The sequence below is a fragment of the Sporosarcina sp. Marseille-Q4943 genome (assembly GCF_943736995.1).
Taxonomy (GTDB): domain Bacteria; phylum Bacillota; class Bacilli; order Bacillales_A; family Planococcaceae; genus Sporosarcina.
The window spans coordinates 516,586-535,275 of record NZ_CALSFT010000002.1 but is presented as its reverse complement, the minus strand read 5'-3'; the positions used below and the strand labels follow the sequence as shown (position 1 = coordinate 535,275).

Sequence of the window (18,690 nt, the reverse complement as noted above, 5' to 3'; positions counted from 1 at the left end):
GGAGTGGCTCTTTCTCCTGGTACGGGAATGGTGCAGGGAGATCGTATTCATTCTCTTCTGGAACAACAGCAAACAACAAATATCCTAAGAAAGTGATGGAGTCCGTTCATATGAGTTTAGACGTTGATAAACACTCTACTGAAAGGGATAGCCAAATTGAGACAATGAGAAAAGTTAATCTAATGGATAAATACCTTGAATCCTTTGGTAAAAAAGTAAAAGGCAATGAGGTTCGAAAAGCTGTTCAGGCTGTATTTAACATTGATCTAGATAATATTTCGAAACACAATTACGGTAACAAACTAAATAGCTATGAACCTGCTATTATGGAAACCCTTCGGGAATCCGAAAAACTGACCGATGCAGAAATCATGAAATTACCAAAAGCGAAAGTCATGGACGCCTATATTAAAGCTCATGGCTACGTCTTAACGGGTGCTGAACTTCGAATCGTCATCAATCAAATCTTCGGAGTAAATCTGGACGGCATTTCTGGAATAGAAGGACTGCAACTTGGAATAAATTCGAAAGGCACATGGATCAGCAAGACACCAACGGATATGTTAGTCATTTCATCCAGCTTGGATGACGTAGAGTTGTATGTACAGACAACCGATTATTGGAAACAAGTAACAGGAACAACCGAAGTGCCTGATTCATTAAAACAATACTTGCTGGATAACGACTATACGTATGAAGAAGCAACTGGCAAATTCACTTGGGTGAATCCTACGGGTGAATCTGCTCCTGATTCGGTTAAATCAGAAACGATTGGGAAATTAATAGAAACGATTATACAAGTGAATGCCGATTTATAAGAAATAGAAAAGCCAAGAGAATGATCTCTCGGCTTTTTTCTGTCCTTTCCTTTGTGCATACTAAAACTGCATAGTACTTCTATATTCTAAACAAATATGTTTAAATGAAGGTATACCATTGTTTTCAGCTCTATCTTGAAACTGGCCGGTTTCAGAAGTTCTGTATTTTGAACTTTTCTACAGACTGGAGACAGTGGTCTTTTTCCATCTCAGAAAGTAGTAAAGTTACAGGTTGCGTTGCATTAGAGTATTCAATGATTCTATCCTTCACTTGATGTATATATTCTTTTACAACTGGATAGCGAATAACACAATCCGGAGAAAAGACAATCCTCGAAAAATCAGTTTCCTTGCAGATTTCTTCAATTTGTTGATTAATTCCTTCAACATTTCCTGAAGTGATATACCCCCTTTTCAATCCTCCGACAATCAATTTATCGCTTTCCTTCAAAAACTGTTTTATGGAAGGATCACTATCCCACACGTGCCAGTTAATGGCCTGGACAGGATAATCTTTCACTTGATCGAATAAAACCTCCTCCCCATGTAAATGCATCACATTAAACCATGATTCATCTTTGATGGCTTCAAGAACTTCCATGTCAAATGGTACACCGAATTCCATGTATTGTTCTTCGGTAAGTAGTTTTCTAGAAGCAGTTTGATTTGCGAAAAACACCCCATCACAACCACGTCTTAATGCTTCTTTAGCAAATCGGATAATCGTCTCTGTAATAATTTCAAGACCTATTTTCAGTTCATTTGGGTGGTGATGTAAATAATAACCTATATTATCCGTTATTTTCTGCGCCATAGTAAGTGGTGAAAAAATAGTACATATTAGAGGTTTTGCACCATCCACCCTTTTAATCAATAAATCGAGTGCCTTCAGCTCTCTTCCTAACGAGCCGTATGTCGGTTCAAGAACTTTAAGGTTTATCCAGTCCTTTTCGTTTTGAACCGCATACTTCTCAACTTTTGCCACTCCCCCTTGTTCGATTTCATTGAAGTTGCATACACAGGACCAGGCCTCCGCCATATAAAGCCCATTTGGCATATGTTTTATGAAATCCACGTCAAATTCTTGGGAGAACTCATAGGTTATTTCTGCTTGCTTTTCAGGAATTAAATCTATACCCGGGAAATGTGTCCAAAAGCTATAAGGTAACCGATCAATAGGTTCCTTGTTCAATAGCGCCCTGATTCTTTCAAAGGAATTCATCATGTATTTTCAGCACCATCCAACTCTTGCTTTCTCTTTACTTTCAGCATTTTTTTGAATTGATTTTGTATTGGTGTACCAAACAACGCGAAAATAATTAGAACAATCAATATTAATGAGATAGGTTGCATTGCGGCTGTACTTAAATCCCCTTGTGTAATTAATAAAGCTCTTCTTAATTCTGATTCCGCTAGAGGTCCTAGGATAAAGCCAAGTACCAACGGAACTAAAGGGAAATTCAGTTTGATCATAAAGTAACCTAGTATTCCAAAGGTCAACATGACGACTACATCTGCAAGCAAGTTTCGATCTGCAAATGTTCCGGCCGTACTAATAATGAAGATTAAAGGCGCCAATAGGTATACTGGAACAATTGCTAACTTTGAAAAGAACCGAGATCCCAAAAGACCGATGACGATCATAACGAAGTTTGCGAATAAGAAGCCCCATATTAAACCATACGTTATTGTTGCATGAGTAGTAAATAATGCTGCACCCGGTCGAAGACCGTGAATTAGTAAGCCTCCCAGGAAAATTGCTGATACTGCATTACCGGGAATCCCCAATGTCAGTAAAGGAATTAGTGATCCACCGACGACGCCGTTATTACCCGATTCAGAAGCTGCGACACCTTCAATCTCACCTTTTCCAAAAGTCTCTGGCGTTTTGGACTTTCGGCGAGCAGCTTCCCAGCTTACGGCAGAGCCAATGCTCATTCCTGCGCCCGGCGTTATACCGGCAAACGTACCGATGACCCCACTTCTAAAAATGGTTCTGATCGTCTTTTTCATATCCTGGAGGTTAGGTAAAATATCCCGTTTACTAACTTTTATACCTTCAGCTTGTATAGTTGAAGACTTTTGTTCACCTAATTCAAAGACTGCCCCCAATGAGTAAATCCCGATAATTACAGCCACAAGAGGGAGTCCTTCATACAATGAGGGCAAGCCCATCGTATACCTATAGGTACCAGTTATTGAATCTATTCCGACTGTGGCAAATAGGACACCCAATGACCCGGATAACAAACCTTTAACCATCGAGCCTTTCGATAACCCGACAATGATGGATAATCCGAAAATCGCAAGGAGAAACATCTCGAAAGATCCAAAGAGCAAGGTCAACTTAGAAAGCGGCGGTGCCAAAAGGAAGAGAAAGATGGCACTAATACTTCCGCCTATCCATGAAGCGATTGCGGCCATGCCCAATGCTTTTCCGCCTTGCCCATTTTTCGTCATATTATAGCCATCCATGGCAGTAATGATATTCCCTGGTTCACCGGGGGTATTAATCAAAATTGCCGAGATCGATCCGCCGTATACTGCACCCGCATATATCGCAACTAATAAAATCAAACCCGTATCAGCTGGGAAAGCGAATGTTAACGGAATAGTCAGGGCAACTCCAACTGATGCATTAAATCCAGGAACACAGCCTACAATAATCCCAACAAAGGTTCCTACAAATAGGACTACGAGATTATGAATACTTAATGTATTGATCAATGCTTGTAATATTGCATCCAACTCCGTCACCCCCCATTATAGTTTCAGAATCCCCTGTGGAATTGTGATATTCAGTAATGAATTAAAGAAGAAATAGATTACGATTGTAAAAACAATCGAACTGATAAACACTACCGATTTCTTTTTACCACCCAAGAAGAACATAATACTTATTAAATAGATGGGTGTTAAAATTAGAAAACCAATAGGTGCTAACAGTAGAACATAAAGAATTGATATAGCAGTAATGACGTAAAATTGCTTCGATGGTTTTGGTGATTCTGATTGGTCGTGAGCTTTTGATTCCTCGGTTATCTTTTTTCTTTCTTTTAATGTTTGGTAGAGATAAATTGTATTGATCACAATAATAGCTCCACTAACCATCTTAGGAAATATCCCTGCGTCTCCACCAAACTTGGTAGACTCATAGTAGAAATAACCACTGACTATATAGATTGCAACAATGACCCCAAATGCCATTATGCCTCACCTCTTTCAAACGTAAGTTGAATAGTTACACTGAATCACCAAGGGTTTTTATCGAATTCTTCTTTAAGTTCTTTGTTGTAGTTTTCCAAGAACTCTTTGTATTCTTCTGGACCCTTATAATCTAGTGGCAATGCCATTTCTTTTGCTTTCTTTATAAACTCTTCGTCTGCCATCGTTTTCCTAATAGCTTCAGCTAAATAGTCCTGTTGTTCTTTGCTGATTCCTTTTGGTGCGGCTAGACCACGCATCGATACTTGCGTCAACTCTAAACCTTCTTCTTTATATGTTGGGACATCGGGTAAGAGGTCAACTCTCTCATCTGAACCAACCGCTAGTACTTTTATTTTCTTGTCTTCATATTGAGTGATTATTTCAGACGCATTCGTTATTAGAACGTCTACATGACCGCCCATCAGTGCAGCAACTGCAGGTGAAGTCCCTTCAAAAGGAATTTTATTAAACTCGATACCTTTCATTTCCTCTGCTCTTCTTAATGTCAGAGCTTCAGAAGTGCCCGGTCCACCATATGCCATATTTAATTTGCCATCTTTAGCAGCCTCGAATAGGTCATCAAGTGTATTGATTGGACTATCCGCATTCACTACAAATGCTCCTGGATCTGTAACGATATTCGCAATCAATGCAAAGTCATCTAAATTATATTTCACTTCATCAGGTCTTTGAATTGGGTGTAGTAGTGTTGTTGGAGGATTGATCATTCCAATCGTATATCCATCCGTCGGAGCACCTGCCAAAGCTGTAAATCCAATTTCACCTGCCGCTCCCGGCTTATTGATAACAGCGAAGCTAGTTCCTGCATGCTGTTCAGTAAAATTCAAAATGGTTCTCGCGGCAACATCAGTACCTCCGCCAGCATTAAAGGCAACAATAACCTCGATTGGTTTTTTAGGATAATCATTGTCTGCTTCCTCCGCCTTCTTTTCAGAACAAGCTGTCAAAATAATACTTACCATCATCAGTAGGGATAGCACTAGTAAATTTGACTTTCCAATTCTCATAAATATCCTCCTAGGATCTTTTTTATTTAGAATAATTCAATTCCATTAACGTTTCTGCAGAAACAACCGACAATGCATTGTTCAAGTCTTCAATAATATCCTTCGAATCTTCTAAACCTGCCGACAGGCGAATCAATCCATCCGAAATTCCAAATTTCTCCCTTTGCTCCTTTGGTATGGATGCATGCGTCATAGATGCAGGATGTTGAACTAATGTTTCTGGATCTCCAAGGCTGAAGGAAATCATCGCCAAATTTAATTGGTTTAAAAATCTCTTTGCCGTCTCAAAGTCACCCTTCAGTTCAAAAGTTACAATCCCACCCATGCCCTTCATCTGTAGTTGGGCTAACTCATATTGAGGATGAGATGGTAAACCTGGATAATTCACCTTTGAGATAAAGGGATGTTGTTGTAAAAAGTTCGCGATCGCCATTGCGTTGTCATTATGCTTTTTCATACGAATGGCCATCGTTTTAATACCACGTAAAATGAGATAGGCATCCCAAGCATTTAAATTCTGTCCTAAATCACCCATTAAATTTTTTCTTATAAAAGTGATGTCATCTTGATTGCCAATCATTAACCCAGCAATCACATCGCCATGACCATTGATATATTTAGTTGCGCTATGGACAACTAAGTCTGCTCCTAATTCCAATGGCCTTTGGAGAAGCGGGGTCATAAATGTATTATCAATAACGACAGATAGACCATGAGCATGTGCCAAATCAGATAATGCCTTAATATCCAGTACAGTTAAGCTTGGATTGGATGGAGTTTCAATGTACAGGACTTTGGTGTTTTCCTTGATTGCTAATGATACCGCTTCCAAATCTGTGCAATCGACAAAATCAAATTCTATCCCAAACCTGGGGGCTAGAACTGTTAAGAAGTGATGCGTTCCTCCATAAATATCCTTGGTTACAAGTACATGATCACCCGAAGAGAGATAGCATAATAAAGCATTTGAAATGGCAGCCATTCCACTGCTTACTGCCAATGCTGCTTCTCCCCCCTCCAAATAAGCAATTTTCTCTTCCAATAGCTTAATTGTCGGGTTACCATACCTGCCGTAGTACACATCGTCATTTTTTCCCATTACTGTTTCAATGGCACTCTCAACATCTGAAAATGCATATGCAACTGCCGGTACTATTGAGGGTGAAACTGCCCTCGTTCTACTATCCGGTTTAGACATTGCATGAATAACTTCAGTTTCATAACTTCTAGTCATTAGTAAACCCCTTTCCGCATCATCTAGCTGCGACTTCATGAGATACTGTCTTCGTACGCCGTGACTACTGCAATTGCAATTTCCGCACTTTTTAGAATGTGCTCCTCCATTGCAATTGCAACACCTTCAAAATCCTTTTGAACAATTAACTTTAAAATCTTCTCATGATCACTTGTGCCAGATTGACGAGATTTCTTCTTTTCGAATGGTACAAGCCTACGATATCTATCAATATGATCATTCAATTGTCTTAGAATCCTGACGGAAGTTTCTAATTCACTCATTTCATAGAGCAAATTATGAAACGCCTTACCGTATTGGAGAATTTCATCAAACCTTTCACTTTCGGACAAAAAGGAAATCATTTGAACACAATTTTCAAGCCTCCCGATATCCTCTTCGGTTGCTTTCTTAGCGGCATGGACAACGATAATCGCTTCGAGTGCACTACGAATTTTGAACAATTCCTTTAGTTCACTAGTAGATATTGAAGCCACTTCCAATCTTCCATTCTTCCTTCTGCTAACCAACCCCTCCCATTCAAGTCTTTGTAATGCTTCTCTCAAAGGTGTTCGACTAATCTCCAGATTTGACGCCAACTTTTCCTCAATTATTGGATCATTCGGAGACATTTCACCCCTAATAATCAGTTCTTTCAATTCAAAATAAGCATAATCCTTAGCTGATAATTGTTTCTGTCGTAAATCAAAACCCTCGTTCATAAATGCAACCACCTCAAAACGTATAATTGTATACAATAATACTTAAATACATAGTAATTAATGGGCAACCAAAAGTCAACTGTTTTTTTAGACTCTTCAGAAGTATTAAAACATATTATTTCAATATTGTTTTGCCTACAATGCAATAAACAATAAAAAGATCCCTACAGATTAAACCTTTAAGATTGATGAAGCGCCTGTTCCTAGTAAAATACCGATAACAGTAACGATACCGGACGTAATTCGGAATATGAGCACGTTAATATCAAAAACTGCTTCCATCTCTAATAGCTGGAAGCAGTCATTAAGCATGCATCGGAAATGTAGTTTTCATTTTCAAATTACTATAAATTCATTCACCTTCCCCAGCTTCCCAAATTCTCGCCTCTAACTCTCCCCAGTGCAATTCCTTTTCCTCTTGTGTCCATCCCATCACGACGGCCATGTACTCAATGACTTCTCTTTTCCACTTATTTACCCAGTCGATGGCAAACAATACTCCGCCTGTCCGTCTTATGAAATAGTCGGCCGGAGTAAGGGCCATTTCTTCTTCGATCGCATAGTGGAGGGTCAGTTTGATGGCTAGCGGCAAGTTGGTTTCAGCAAGTACTTGGCCGGCGTTCCCTATGACGGTATTTGTATTTGTGCCGTATGTTGCAAGGATGCTCATGGCATCAACTGGTGATATTCCTATCTTTGCAACTTCTTCAGCTCTTTCGTGTATGAAGCGCTTATAGTCTTCGGGCTCCGCAAATTCCCCTCCCGATAATTTTAAATGCTTAGTCACTGATTTCGCGCTTTGCAAGCCATCCCGTTCAAGTTGCTGGCATACCATATCCGTTACCGTTTCGGCCATTTTCCGGTAGCCTGTTAATTTTCCTCCAGCAATTGTAATTAACCCTGTGTCTGATGTCCAAATTTCATCTTTTCTTGAAATTTCGGATGGACCTTTGCTTTCCTCCCGGATGAGCGGGCGAACACCTGCCCAGGAGGATTCGATATCTTGCATGCCCAGCTCCACTTTCGGAAACATGAATGCAATGCTCGCTAATAAGTATTGCTTATCCTCTTCTGTTATTCCAGGATGTATTAAATCGCTATGATATTCGGTGTCTGTTGTTCCTACATATGTTTTTCCGTTCCGCGGGATGGCAAATACCATCCTGCCGTCTGGTGTGTCAAAGTAGACAGCTTGTTTCAAAGGGAATTTCGAACTATCAATTACGATATGAACACCTTTTGAATGGAATAAACTCTTCCCTTCAATTCTTTTGTCCATCCCAATCACGTCTTCAACCCAAGGACCAGTTGCGTTAATGATCTTTTTGCCGCGCACAAGATATCGATCACCGTTGAACATATCTTTCACATACAAACCCGATACCTGTCCATTCGCGTCGTAAGTGAATGTCTCCGCCTTTGTATAATTGAGCAAATCCGCCCCATTCATAAAAGCGCTTTTCGCCACTTCAATTGTCAATCTGGCATCGTCCGTCCGATATTCCACATAATAGCCTGCACCTAGTAATCCTTTTTTATTTAATAAAGGCTCTTTTTGCAACGCTTCTTTGACTGACAACATTTTCCGGCGCTCTTTCTTCTTCACGCCCGCCAAGAAATCATAAACTTTTAGCCCAAGGGATGTGGAATACTTCCCAAACGTCCCCTCACGATAAATCGGCAAAAGCATCCATTCCGGGTGAGTCACGTGGGGGGCATTCCGATAGACGACCTCCCTCTCCTTCCCCACTTCTGCAACCATGCCGACTTCAAACTGTTTCAAATAGCGCAGTCCCCCGTGGACGAGCTTCGTGGAACGGCTTGAAGTCCCAGCTGCAAAATCCTGCATTTCGATTACAAGTGTTTTCAATCCTCTTGTGCTGCAGTCAAGGGCTATTCCCGTCCCCGTAATTCCACCCCCAATTATTATGACGTCATATTGCTCTTTTTCAATCCTTCCCAACAGTTCACATCTGCCGGTAAAAGAAAATGATTTCATCAGTAAAACGCTCCCATCATTGAAAAAGACCATTACAATAGCCTTGCGCAATGCAAGGATTGTAATGGTCTTTTCTCATAATCTCCGACCTTATAAAATTTTCCTTTTCCTAAGTAAATGCTATGGTATTATAATAGTAACTAATTTGTATTTTTCGAAAGGATGAATAAACTTGAGTATAGTTGACATGGTGGAATCACAAATGATTGCCTCCGTAAAGAATGAGGAGGATTTACAGCACGCTCTTACATCTAATTCCAACATCGTCTTTCTTCTAACTGGCAACCTAATGACCATTGCAGACTATATTCAACAGCTGCGAGAAGCCGGTAAACACGTCTTCCTTCATCTGGACTTTATTGACGGACTCTCCAACTCCCGTAATGCAATTAGTTATGTTGCTGAATATTGGAAGCCGACTGGAATCATTACAACAAAGAGCCATATCGTCAAGACTGCAAATGAAGTAGGACTGAAAACCATTCAACGAATCTTCCTGATTGATCGTGCTGCCATTAAAAAAGGAATTGAGATGGTCAAATCCTGTCAACCAGATGCCGTCGAAATTCTCCCGGGCATTATTCCAAAAGTCATCGATCAACTTTCAAGAGAACTAGACTACCCGATTATTGCAGGCGGATTGATCACCAATCTATCAGAAGTCCATGAAGCTCTACAAGCAGGCGCATTGGCGGTGTCTTCTGGAGATCCAAAAATGTGGAAATTCGATTTATAACGCTGCAATATCCTTGACGCTTTCCAACACGAATTTAGGCTGATGTTCAGTACTCTCTAGCATTTCTTCAGTCGTTATCCCAGATAGGACTAGAACAGAATGAATGCCGGCGTCATTCGCCATTTTAATATCCGTTTCCAAACGGTCACCAACCATATAGCATTGCTCCGCTTTCATACCTAACACATTTTTCAAAACGTACTCAGCCATTAATGACGAAGGTTTTCCAGTAATCATTTTGACCCGCTCGCCCGTCGCTCCTTCAAGAGCACCAATCATTGCGCCGCAATCCGGGATTTCACCATCCTTTACAGGACAAGTTCGATCCGGGTTTGTCGCCAGGATTTCGGCCCCATTTCGCCATGCTTGGAAGGCATCGTTCAATTTGTCATATGTAAATTGCCGATCCCACCCTAATACAACATGAGATGCGCTGGCGGGTATATCCGCCAGCTTTATATTTTCATTTGCCAGTTCATCGAACAGAGGCTCTTCGCCTATTACGTATACAGCGTCCTCGGCCTTCATCACCGTTTTCAAATAATGAGCAGTTATATAATTGGAATTAATGACCTCGCTCAGTTCAACTTCAATCCCTAAAGAATTCAACTTTTCAACGTACTCTTTGCGTGTCGCAATTGATTTATTTGTCAGGAACACCACTTTATCTCCACGCTCTTTAAGAGCTTTAATCGCTTGCGGTGCCCCATCGATAATATGGTCGTCAAGATAAATCGTTCCATCCAAATCAAAGATAAAACCTTTCAACACTCTCACTCCAAATCAGTTATGCGCCAAAATAGATAAGCTGTTTCAGTTCGTACTTCTCCCTATTAAAGACGTTGTTTTCTACCAATCAGATTGGCGATGCCTTGTAAGACTAATACCAATGCTACTAGAACGACAGACATGGCTGCTGCTGAATAGTATTCCGCCCGAAGTATGTTTTGGAAGATCGCCAAACTCATCGGTGCCCATTCAGGTGGGGCAAGCAAGATGGAAACACTTGCTTCTTTAATAACCGTAATGAAAACAAGTACGGATCCAGCTGCAATACCTGGCAGCATTAAAGGTCCTACGATTGTAATTGCCGCCGTCAGAGGGGTGGCACCCAGATTCACTGCCGCTTCTTCGATATCCTGTTTGATAGCCCGCATAGATCCCATAGTCGAACGGACCATATAAGGTAGTCGTCTAATTGTATAAGCGATAATCAATAGCACAGCAGTTCCCGTCAATTGAAGAGGTGCCGTATTGAATGTCTGGATTAACGCTATACCGAAAGCTATCCCTGGTACGACTAACGGAATGGAAGCGATGAAATCCAATTTCGCTGAATTCTGCCGAACGACAAAATACGATACAAACGTTGCGACGATGACACTTAAGACCAATGCGCCCGTCGCGAGCATGATACTGTTTTGAATATTCCCCATGGACGTTGAAAAGATTGTTTTATAGTGTTTCAATGTATAACCGCTCGGCAATAAATCCTTCCCCCATGTTGTAGCTACGGATTGAAGCGCTACGGAAAGCATCGCCAAGAGTGGAATCAATACGACAAATAGAGAATAGCCAGATAGAACGCGCGTCAATAATTTATTCTCTATGAGCTTCTGTTGTTTCGGCTTTCCAGATACAGAGCCATAGTTTTTCCCCTTCGTGTATAAATGCTGGAGATAGAAGAAGAATGCTGCCACAATCACCATGACAACTGTCAGAATAGCCGCCCCGCCCCAGTTGAAGAATCCTGAGATTTCTCGATACGCTTCAACTACGAGTAAATTCAACTCTTTGGGCGCAAGGACGATTGGACTTCCGAAATCGGAGAAACTCACCGTAAAGATGAGCAATGCACTCGAGATGACGCCCGGCAATGCAAGCGGGAACGTCACAAAGAGAAAGGTGAACCAGTTCTTCGCCCCAAGATTTTGAGAGGCCTCTTCCAAACTGATATCACTCACTTTAAACGCCGCCACTAACGGCCATAATGCATAAGGGAAAAAGAAAAATACTTGTACGGCAACAACCCCCGCCATCGAATATGGGTTCAATAACATGCCTTCCCCGCCAAGTGCATTATATATTTGCGTCACCCATCCAGCCCGTCCGAACATGATGATAAAAGCATATGCAGAAATGAAAGTCGGAACAATTAATGGAATCATGCATAATGCGGAAATCGTCTTTTTAAATGGCATTTTCGTCCTTGCAATTCCATATGCAAGGGGAATACAAACGAGGATAATGATGATGGTAACGGTAAACGCCAGCACAAGGCTGTTCTTCAATGCAGAGAAATAACCGGCGCCCGAGAAGATCCGCTTATAATTATCCAATGAAATGTTTTTGAACTTTTCAAGCGTTGAATTGAAAATAGCTGGATCAGTCAGAGAGCCTAATAGATTCGTAGGTTCTCCGGTAAAACTGACAACGAAAACAGAGAGAAGCGGCAGCAACATGAATAGGCCAAAGAATACATAGATGAGGACCTTAACGACCGTCAATCCATTGAAGCTGTTTTTAAAACGGTTCATATTAACAGCACCCTCTCGTGATCCACAGTTAACTTCACTTTCTTTCCTTCTTTAAAAATATTAGCACCCGAGGAATACGTCGTATCGACAATCAACTCATAGGAACCAACTTGGACGTCGTACCTGACAATTGACCCCAAATACGTAGACATAATGACAGTTCCTTCGATTACATTCGTTTTTGCATGATCAATCACACTATCTGCGTCTTCTACCTTTACGTGCTCGGGACGGATGATGACATCCACTTCTTTTTTCTTCGCCTTATTGGACGATCGGAGCAAAAATCCTTCCCCTTTGACGACAGTAAACCCATTCTCTTCGCCTTGGACAGTACCTTTCAAAATATTGGAGGTCCCTACGAAATTCGCGATGAATGGCGAAGAAGGATTACTGTATAAATCTGTCGGAGTACCGATTTGAACGATATGGCCTTTATCCATGACCGCTACCCGGTCCGCCATACTCATCGCCTCTTCTTGGTCGTGGGTGACGAATATCGTCGTAATGCCCAAATCCTGTTGGATCGTTCGTATCGTGTTCCTCATGGAATGCCGTAATTTCTGATCCAAGTTGGATAACGGCTCATCCATGAGCAGAACCGCAGGCTCCATGACTAACGCTCTTGCCAACGCGACCCTTTGTTGCTGGCCACCTGATAATTCACTTGTCAATCGCTCCGCAAGATGTTCCAATTCAACGTACTTTAATATTTCCATTACTTTATTTCTCAGATCGTCCGGATATTTTCCGAATCGCTTCGTTAAAAGACGCGCATATATCCCCATTTGTTTAAGCGGGTTGCTTGCATTGAGCTGTTTGATGTTCAAACTATATGCCACGTTTTCAAACACATTCATATGTGGAAATAATGCATAGCTTTGAAAGACCATACCGCAATTCCGTCGATTTGCCGGAATTTTTTCCACTTCACGATCTCCTATGTAAATGGATCCCGACGTAGGATTTTCAAATCCAGCAATACACCGCATCGTTGTCGTTTTCCCACATCCCGAAGGACCAAGAAGAGCGAAAAATTCGCCCTCCTTGATGTCAAGGTTAATGTCGTGAAGAGCAGTAAAGTCCCCAAACGTCTTTGTCATGTTTTCAATTTTTACTGACCCCATACATATTCACCCTTAATTATTGAAATTTGTCTTTCCATTCATTACGAACACGGTCGTAGTTTTCATTCACCCAATCAATATCTAAATCCACAGCATGCGCTTTTACTTTTTCAAGCGTCAATGGCGTTTTTGACTCAACGTCAGGATTGATTGGAATGTGGTACCAATCCGCCATGATTTGTTGAGCTTCCTTAGATAGAAGGAAATCCATGAACTTCTTACCGCCTTCAGCATTCGGACCGCCTTCAATCAATGTTGCAGGGTTAACGAGCACCGGCGTTTTATCAGGAACGATGAAGTCTACCGTTTCACCTTTTGCTTTTTGCTCATAAGCCATGAAGTCAAAACCAACACCGATATGAGCTTCACCCATCGCTACCGCTTTAGTTGGAGCTGATCCGGAGTCAGGAATCGAGTTTGCTTGCTTTACAAGCTTTTCGAAGTACTCCCATGCTTTGTCTTCACCTTGTTGCATCATTTGGTCCATAACCATTAGAGTTGCTGTACCAGATGCTGCAGGGTTCGGGAATTGAATTTTCCCTTCCCATTTTGGATCAAGCAAATCTGCCCACGTCTTCGGCGCTTCTTCTTCAGAAACTAAATCTGTATTATAAGAAAATCCTAAAACGAAAAGTTCAACGCCGACATACTTTCCATCTTGGTGCTTTAATTTAATGCCATTTTCAACAACATCCCAATCTGCGGCGAAATCCGGGATATACGAAGCAAGAATTCCGCGATCTACTGCAGCCTCAAAAGGAAGGATACCTCCCCCTCCGTACCAAACGTCTGCTTTCGGGTTGTCCTTCTCTGCCATCATCTGATTGACAAGGATATTCGTTCCAGCGTAGTGCACATCGACTTTATCGCCATGTAGCTCCTCATATTTCTGAGCCAACTCCTTCGTAAAGTCAGGTGTTTCCGGTGAATAAAGAGTAATCCTGCCCCCTTTGCCATCTCCTCCGCCTTCTGATGCTCCCCCTGCACAACCGGCTAACAATCCTGTTGCCAACAGGACGCTAGCAGCTAATCCACCAAATCTTTTCATGAAAATCCCCCTAATATTTTTTTAGGCAAGAAAAAAGAGAAGAACGCCAAATGAACCCCTTTTCAGGAAAGGGCTTACACTTTAGGCTTTCATCTCATCGTCTCTGCCTATATTCAACTACCCATAGTATACAGTAGATTCATATAATTGCAATAGTTAATTACTTTCTTTTGAGACTATTTGCACCCTTCATTCACTTCCATATTTCAGCTATTTTAAAACTAAAACCCTATTAGATAAACTAGTTCCTAAGTTCCTAACTTTTGTGCTATCTAGGTTATATAGAATTATTATTGTTGTCATTTTGTTAATTCAACTTTCAAATAATTAAGAATCATGTATACTTCTATCCGATTGCTTCCTAGGTTGCTAGAGTGGCAATCTAATTCGAAAGGAGGAAGTGGGATGAAGAACAAAAGAAATGGGTTTATGAAGTGGATCACCCTTGCAGTCATCGCAATGGTGGGGGGTATCGGCTATTTGTTCGGAACAGGCAATTTGGCAAGTGCGGAACAGGCTGTTTTAGTCGAAGAAGACTTTGACCAATTGGAAGGTGGACTGCCGGAAGGTTGGAGTGTCATTCAAGGACAAGCTTCTATTGAGAATGGAAAGTTGGAATTATCCTCGCCTTCGTCAGCTTCACCAGCAAGAGTGCTTGTGCCGCTCCCTGATAAAAATGGCAACATCATTTTTGAGGCGGATATGACTTTCGTTTCTGCAGTAGAGGATACACGCTGGGCATCTATGATGTTTCGTGTGCAATCGACAGATTACCCATATTATCAATTCGCAATTCGGAGAGGAACTACAGCTCTAAACGGAGCGGAATTTGCAGAGCGGAATGCCCAAAACAAATGGGTTGTTCCCGAGGCAACATTTTTCACGGAAAAATTCGAGTATAACAAGACTTACCGCATTAAAATCATTGCGAGTAATAACCGTGTCCAGCAATTCATTAATAACAAACTTGTGATCAATACAGATCAGGCGTCCGGCTTGCTTAACGGAGATATCGGTTTCCAAGCGAACGGATCTACTGTCCTATTCGATAACGTTAAGGTATCAACGTTCGAAGAGGAATTACCCCCAGTTGAAAACGCAGGCGCATTCCTTCCACAAGAACCGAAGACGAATATTGTTAACGCGCCTACGTTAATCGGGAAAACCTTGTCCGCTGCACAATCTTCAAATACGGCATCTGTTCTTCTAAAAGTTGAACAAAATAGCGCTGGTGAATTGATAACGAATGGCATGCCACTACGTGATGCACTGGTTAACGTACAAAACAAGCATATTCCTATTTTGCATATCGAAAAAAATGGCATTGAAGGAGCAATCATCGATAGCTTGGAAGCTTCACTGACGACAGACGTCCATATTGTCTCGTCCCAGCCAGAAATCGTGAAAACAATTACAAACCTGATGCCAACCGCAAGAGGTGGTATCGTCTACACGAAAAATTCATTCAACAAGCATGACCTGAATGAGCTCGTCCAGACAGTCCATGCAAACAATGCAAAAGTGGCATTAGTTCCGGAGAAACTGCTTGATGCGGAAAACGTCCATTACTTGCATACAAGGATGGTGGCAGTATGGGGAATCGGTGCAGTAGATGAAAATAGTGTGCATGCGCTCATCCATACAGGAGCGGACGGCATCATCACCGATAACCCTGCCACTTCCATTGAGGCGCTCGGGAACTATCCTGAAAACACAATCGTTAAAAGACCGATTGTTGCCGCCCACCGCGGAGTACCTTCACTTGCCCCTGAAAACACGATGGCAGGCTACCGACTCGCTTATGAGCTGGGCGCAGACCAAATCGAAACGGATTTACAATTGACGAAAGATGGTCACCTAATCATCATGCATGACCTAACGGTAAACCGAACGACAAATGGAACCGGTGCAGTCAGCGATCTGACGTTCGAAGAAATCCGTCAACTCGATGCAGGCATCAAGTTCAGTGAAGAATTTACTGGAGAGCAAGTGCCGACATTCAAAGAGTTTCTTCAAGAATTCAAAGGGAAAGACGTCATCCTTCTCGTAGAATTGAAAGGTGCAGGCTTCGAGGAACAGGTAATTAAGGAAATCGAGGAAGAAGGAATGGTCGACCAAGTTGTACTTCAAAACTTCGACTTAGGCAGCATGATTGTTGCTAACGAACTGAAACCTGAAATCCCTGTCGGCTATCTGTATTCTGCCGCAGTACCTGGAACGACAGAGGCAAAGATTAAAAACGCCCAAAAGATGATGGATTACGGAACATCTCATAATGTCACATTGAATGCTAGCTACGGCAGTACGTATCAAGAATTCCTCACGTACATGCGCCAACGCGGCTTACTTACAATGCACTGGACATTCCGTGCCGAAGAGCCATTCCGTGATAAACTAGCCGAAGGACTCGTCGGCCCGATCACAGACTACATGCAATGGCTGACAGATTCACCGATCAAGCTCGAAACACCTATCAAGAAAATCAATCTGAAGCAAGGAAAAACATCAACAGTACAAGCAAAAGCCTTTGTCAATTTCCGCACGGTTAAAAAAGAGAATATCGCCTCAGAACTATTCGTTGCAGAAGACAATGGCGTCGTCAGGCTGGATGGAAATACGATTGAAGCTGTTTCCCCTGGAACAGCCCAAGTGTTTGTGAAGCACACATTCGAGATGCTTGGAACAGAATGGAATATTGTTGGAGAACCGGTTGAAGTAATAGTAGAGTAACTATCGTTCGGCACAGGTGAAGGATTGTATTCTTTCACCTGTTTTTTAATGCTCAAAATATAACTTTTAATTTATTTCCCCCAAAAAGTATCCCTCCTGACCCCTCCCCTCTATATAGAGGATAAAGGGGGAAATAAACATGACACACTATCTAAAGGAATACGCACGCTTCGCCACTATCGATGAAATGGACACAGCTGCGGAACAGCATTTATCACTACACTGGGACAATCTGACGAAATCGGACCGCCTAGTGCTTGACGTCATTCGTCGCTATTCAGTGAAATACGGGGCAGCTCATTTGAAGCACGGAACGATTGAAGAAGCTACGGGGAAATCAAACGTAACGGTCAGACGCGCGATCCGTAAGCTCGTTAAGCTAGAGATCATCGAAAAAGTCCACTACATCCGTCCAGTCATGAGCGGGCTTGGCGCGAACATTTACATCATTTTACCGTTCAATGACCAGGGGAAAATGAACGACCGGGATGATGACGACAAACCGCATGATAACAAGGAAAACGAGCCGAAATCCGAAACCGAAGCTCTACTTTCTAAATCTCTATTAAAATCTAAAGATCTTAACTACACGTCTCCTGTGGAACCGTCAAAGTTATCCACAAGTCTATTCAGTCGAATGAAAGATCTGCTTGCCACAACAATCGGAGATACAAAATTGGCCCGTGAGTTCTACGGAATTCACAGGGCCATCTCTGGACGCATGTTGAAATACGAAATCTATCAAGACGATAAGCATGTCTTTGAAGACCTTGCCTATCGTGCATTGATGATCACTGTGATGGCGACGAAAAAGAAGGCGATCCGCAATTTGCCGGGGTATTTTAAAGGCGTTTTGGACAAGTTGGTGGAGGAGACGTATTTCAAGGATATGTTCATGCTGTTTTATGTGCCGGTTGAAGCTAAGCTGATGTCATGAGGGTTGAGGGTATTCTGCAGTTCATTGCTCAGCAGCCCACAACCTCCTATGGTAAAATAACTAAAAACCAACCTAGGAGACTGTGCAAATGAATATCAACTTCACGAAAAAGCAATTCAAAACGTTGCTGGATCTCGCCTTTTTAGGAGAATGGACAGCGAATTCAGCCCGATCCCACGACGATCGATTTGTCGACTATGAGGAGCTGTTCCAATATATTTGCTCACATGCGAAGGACATGGGTTACGAGGACTTAGTCCCCTACGAACGGGAATTAAACGGCTTTTACCCATCACAAGAGTTCGAAAATCAGCTGCATCCAATCATTGATGACAATGAAGAACACGTATTCTGGGAAAAACTGTCCGGTTACCTAGCCAAGAGAGATCTTGATCAAGAAGGGATAGCGTATGACACACTAGACGACCGTTTCCGCAGATTATGTGAAATCGAAGACCGTTACGAGAGGGAATTCGAAGAAAACGGATTGGCGAATGTAATCATTAAAGACGACAAATGAAAAAAGTATCAGGCACCCGCACAATTACGGGTACCTGATACCTATCA

General features: G+C 41.9%; 16 protein-coding genes. 5 read left to right on the top strand and 11 right to left on the bottom strand.

All coding sequences use genetic code 11. The features are described 5' to 3' along the window. Nucleotides 1-110: 110 nt before the first annotated feature. On the top strand, nucleotides 111-818 hold the full coding sequence (locus NIT04_RS02675; RefSeq protein ID WP_252502067.1) for a hypothetical protein: 708 nt from the start codon (nucleotides 111-113) through the stop codon (nucleotides 816-818). 151 nt (nucleotides 819-969) lie between these two features. Here NIT04_RS02675 and NIT04_RS02670 read toward each other — a convergent pair whose 3' ends face one another. The 7 genes from NIT04_RS02670 to NIT04_RS02640 form a co-directional block, all read right to left on the bottom strand. Continuing rightward, nucleotides 970-2,010: a uroporphyrinogen decarboxylase family protein gene (locus NIT04_RS02670; protein ID WP_252502066.1), complete on the bottom strand. Its 1,041-nt coding sequence runs from the start codon at nucleotides 2,008-2,010 to the stop codon at nucleotides 970-972. A gap of 29 nt (nucleotides 2,011-2,039) precedes the next feature. Continuing rightward, entirely contained in the window at nucleotides 2,040-3,566 is a 1,527-nt protein-coding gene (locus tag NIT04_RS02665; RefSeq protein WP_252502065.1) for a tripartite tricarboxylate transporter permease, read from the bottom strand. Nucleotides 3,567-3,581: 15 nt separating this feature from the next. Next, nucleotides 3,582-4,025: a tripartite tricarboxylate transporter TctB family protein gene (locus NIT04_RS02660; RefSeq protein WP_252502064.1), complete on the bottom strand. Its 444-nt coding sequence runs from the start codon at nucleotides 4,023-4,025 to the stop codon at nucleotides 3,582-3,584. A gap of 44 nt (nucleotides 4,026-4,069) precedes the next feature. Then, nucleotides 4,070-5,053 carry a tripartite tricarboxylate transporter substrate binding protein gene (locus NIT04_RS02655; RefSeq protein WP_252502063.1) on the bottom strand — a complete coding sequence of 328 codons (984 nt, stop codon included), beginning with the start codon at nucleotides 5,051-5,053 and terminating at the stop codon, nucleotides 4,070-4,072. Nucleotides 5,054-5,075: 22 nt separating this feature from the next. Beyond that, a complete protein-coding gene (locus NIT04_RS02650) occupies nucleotides 5,076-6,287 on the bottom strand; it encodes a PLP-dependent aspartate aminotransferase family protein (RefSeq protein ID WP_252502062.1) in 1,212 nt (403 codons plus the stop codon). Between the two features lie 35 nt (nucleotides 6,288-6,322). After that, a complete protein-coding gene (locus NIT04_RS02645; protein WP_252502061.1) occupies nucleotides 6,323-7,009 on the bottom strand; it encodes a GntR family transcriptional regulator in 687 nt (228 codons plus the stop codon). Between the two features lie 352 nt (nucleotides 7,010-7,361). Beyond that, a complete protein-coding gene (locus NIT04_RS02640) occupies nucleotides 7,362-9,008 on the bottom strand; it encodes a glycerol-3-phosphate dehydrogenase/oxidase (protein WP_252502060.1) in 1,647 nt (548 codons plus the stop codon). Nucleotides 9,009-9,180: 172 nt separating this feature from the next. Here NIT04_RS02640 and NIT04_RS02635 point away from each other — a divergent pair, with 172 nt between their 5' ends. Next, a complete protein-coding gene (locus tag NIT04_RS02635; protein ID WP_252502059.1) occupies nucleotides 9,181-9,744 on the top strand; it encodes a glycerol-3-phosphate responsive antiterminator in 564 nt (187 codons plus the stop codon). Here the strand turns inward: NIT04_RS02635 and NIT04_RS02630 are convergent. The 4 genes from NIT04_RS02630 to NIT04_RS02615 all read right to left on the bottom strand — a co-directional run bounded on the left by NIT04_RS02630 (nucleotide 9,739) and on the right by NIT04_RS02615 (nucleotide 14,456). Continuing rightward, nucleotides 9,739-10,515, bottom strand: coding sequence for an HAD-IIA family hydrolase (locus tag NIT04_RS02630; protein WP_252502058.1), 777 nt, complete (start codon nucleotides 10,513-10,515; stop codon nucleotides 9,739-9,741). The two genes, NIT04_RS02635 and NIT04_RS02630, sit on opposite strands and share 6 nt — an antisense overlap. Before the next feature lie 62 nt (nucleotides 10,516-10,577). Further along, a complete protein-coding gene (locus tag NIT04_RS02625) occupies nucleotides 10,578-12,281 on the bottom strand; it encodes an iron ABC transporter permease (RefSeq protein ID WP_252502057.1) in 1,704 nt (567 codons plus the stop codon). Continuing rightward, entirely contained in the window at nucleotides 12,278-13,408 is a 1,131-nt protein-coding gene (locus tag NIT04_RS02620) for an ABC transporter ATP-binding protein (RefSeq protein WP_252502056.1), read from the bottom strand. Before NIT04_RS02620 ends, NIT04_RS02625 begins: the two co-directional genes overlap by 4 nt. Nucleotides 13,409-13,424: 16 nt before the next feature. Beyond that, nucleotides 13,425-14,456 (bottom strand): ABC transporter substrate-binding protein, encoded by a 1,032-nt coding sequence (locus tag NIT04_RS02615; protein ID WP_252502055.1) that lies wholly within the window; start codon nucleotides 14,454-14,456, stop codon nucleotides 13,425-13,427. Between the two features lie 405 nt (nucleotides 14,457-14,861). Here NIT04_RS02615 and NIT04_RS02610 point away from each other — a divergent pair, with 405 nt between their 5' ends. The 3 genes from NIT04_RS02610 (at nucleotide 14,862) to NIT04_RS02600 (ending at nucleotide 18,643) form a co-directional block, all read left to right on the top strand. Then, a complete protein-coding gene (locus tag NIT04_RS02610; protein WP_252502054.1) occupies nucleotides 14,862-17,186 on the top strand; it encodes a glycerophosphodiester phosphodiesterase family protein in 2,325 nt (774 codons plus the stop codon). A 139-nt stretch (nucleotides 17,187-17,325) separates the two neighbouring features. After that, nucleotides 17,326-18,123, top strand: a complete 798-nt coding sequence (locus NIT04_RS02605; RefSeq protein WP_252502053.1) for a helix-turn-helix domain-containing protein — start codon at nucleotides 17,326-17,328, stop codon at nucleotides 18,121-18,123. Between the two features lie 88 nt (nucleotides 18,124-18,211). Then, nucleotides 18,212-18,643, top strand: coding sequence for a hypothetical protein (locus tag NIT04_RS02600; RefSeq protein ID WP_252502052.1), 432 nt, complete (start codon nucleotides 18,212-18,214; stop codon nucleotides 18,641-18,643). Nucleotides 18,644-18,690: the final 47 nt, after the last annotated feature.

Coding starts and splice junctions, on each gene's coding strand:
- NIT04_RS02675 (WP_252502067.1), top strand. CDS start 111: ATGAGTTTAGACGTTGATAAACACTCTACTGAAAGGGATAGCCAAATT.
- NIT04_RS02660 (WP_252502064.1), bottom strand. CDS start 4,025: ATGGCATTTGGGGTCATTGTTGCAATCTATATAGTCAGTGGTTATTTC.
- NIT04_RS02655 (WP_252502063.1), bottom strand. CDS start 5,053: ATGAGAATTGGAAAGTCAAATTTACTAGTGCTATCCCTACTGATGATG.
- NIT04_RS02650 (WP_252502062.1), bottom strand. CDS start 6,287: ATGACTAGAAGTTATGAAACTGAAGTTATTCATGCAATGTCTAAACCG.
- NIT04_RS02645 (WP_252502061.1), bottom strand. CDS start 7,009: ATGAACGAGGGTTTTGATTTACGACAGAAACAATTATCAGCTAAGGAT.
- NIT04_RS02640 (WP_252502060.1), bottom strand. CDS start 9,008: ATGAAATCATTTTCTTTTACCGGCAGATGTGAACTGTTGGGAAGGATT.
- NIT04_RS02625 (WP_252502057.1), bottom strand. CDS start 12,281: ATGAACCGTTTTAAAAACAGCTTCAATGGATTGACGGTCGTTAAGGTC.
- NIT04_RS02620 (WP_252502056.1), bottom strand. CDS start 13,408: ATGGGGTCAGTAAAAATTGAAAACATGACAAAGACGTTTGGGGACTTT.
- NIT04_RS02615 (WP_252502055.1), bottom strand. CDS start 14,456: ATGAAAAGATTTGGTGGATTAGCTGCTAGCGTCCTGTTGGCAACAGGA.
- NIT04_RS02610 (WP_252502054.1), top strand. CDS start 14,862: ATGAAGAACAAAAGAAATGGGTTTATGAAGTGGATCACCCTTGCAGTC.
- NIT04_RS02605 (WP_252502053.1), top strand. CDS start 17,326: ATGACACACTATCTAAAGGAATACGCACGCTTCGCCACTATCGATGAA.
- NIT04_RS02600 (WP_252502052.1), top strand. CDS start 18,212: ATGAATATCAACTTCACGAAAAAGCAATTCAAAACGTTGCTGGATCTC.